The sequence below is a fragment of the Streptomyces sp. NPDC057654 genome, assembly GCF_042800135.1.
Classification (GTDB): Bacteria; Actinomycetota; Actinomycetes; order Streptomycetales; family Streptomycetaceae; genus Streptomyces.
Window position 1 is genome coordinate 1 of record NZ_JBHVHQ010001375.1, and the last position, 1377, is coordinate 1377.

A 1377-nucleotide genomic window follows, 5' to 3' on the forward strand; every position below is an offset into this window, starting at 1 on the left:
GCCCGTTAGGCGAGCGGTCGCCGGCCGTGCGGGCCGGCGGCCGCTCGGCGCGTAGGCACGTCCCTCCGCCACGCCCGTCATCGTGCAGCGCGCCCCATGAGCGTCGTGTGACAGCTCGGCGGCGCCTGGAACCGAACGGCCGTCCGCCGGCTCTTGAACAGGGGAACGCGGTACGGACCGCCGCACGCCGTCGACGCCGACGCCTGCGCGGCCGTGATGGCGATGATGTGGGAGAGACCGGCGTGGTTCGGCATACGCCTCTTATGTCAGCACTCGGACCCTGGCCTTCCCCCGGTCCGCGGATGAGAGACAATGGACGCTCTGCCAGGGTGGGTTGATCGCAGAGCTGATTGCCAGAGGGGACGCATGTCGGAGGCGGAAGAGACGCAGGGCACGACAGGGCGCCTCCTGGCTGGTCGGTACCGGCTCGGTGAGGTGCTCGGCCGGGGCGGCATGGGCACGGTCTGGCGGGCGCGCGACGAGACGTTGGGCCGCACGGTCGCGGTCAAGGAGCTGCGCTTCCCGTCGAGCATCGACGAGGACGAGAAGCGCCGCCTGATCACCCGTACGCTGCGCGAGGCGAAGGCGATCGCCCGCATCCGCAGCAACGGCGCGGTCACGGTCTACGACGTCGTGGACGAGGACGACCGGCCGTGGATCGTCATGGAGCTGATCGAGGGCCGCTCCCTCGCCGACGCGATCCGGGAGGACGGGCCCCTCCCCTGGAGACGGGCGGCCGAGGCCGGCCTCGCCATCCTCGACGTGCTGCGCGCCGCGCACCGCGAGGGCATCCTGCACCGCGACGTGAAGCCGTCGAACGTCCTGATCGCCGACGACGGCCGCGTCGTGCTCACCGACTTCGGCATCGCACAGGTCGAGGGCGACCCGTCGGTCACCTCCACCGGCATGCTCGTCGGCGCCCCCTCCTACATCTCGCCGGAGCGAGCCCGCGGCCACAAGCCCGGACCGCCCGCCGACCTGTGGTCGCTGGGCGGCCTGCTGTACGCCGCGGTGGAGGGCGTGCCGCCGTACGACAAGGGTTCGGCCATAGCGACGCTCACCGCCGTGATGACCGAGCCGATGGAGCCGCCGAAGCACGCCGGGGCTCTCGTGGAGGTCATCTACGGCCTGCTCGCCAAGGACCCCGAGAAGCGGCTGGACGAGGCCGGGGCGCGGACGTTGCTCACCAGCGCGGTCAACGCGCCCGAGGACCAGGGCCGCAAGACCCCCGAGCCGCCGGTCGTCGAGCCGACGCGCGCGATGGCGCTGCCCCCGGCGCCGCCCGCCCCCTCCTCCCCGCCGCTGTCGCTGGAGAAGCCCGGTTCCGGGACGCGGACCGCGGACGCGGCGGCCGACCGTATGCGCGGTGCGCTGAAG

At 73.1% G+C, this 1377-nt stretch carries 1 protein-coding gene; it reads left to right on the forward strand.

The window, feature by feature from the left end; all coding sequences use genetic code 11:
- Positions 1-366: 366 nt before the first annotated feature.
- On the forward strand, positions 367-1377 hold a 1011-nt coding region (locus tag ACFU99_RS43740; protein WP_384404361.1), incomplete at its 3' end, for a serine/threonine-protein kinase.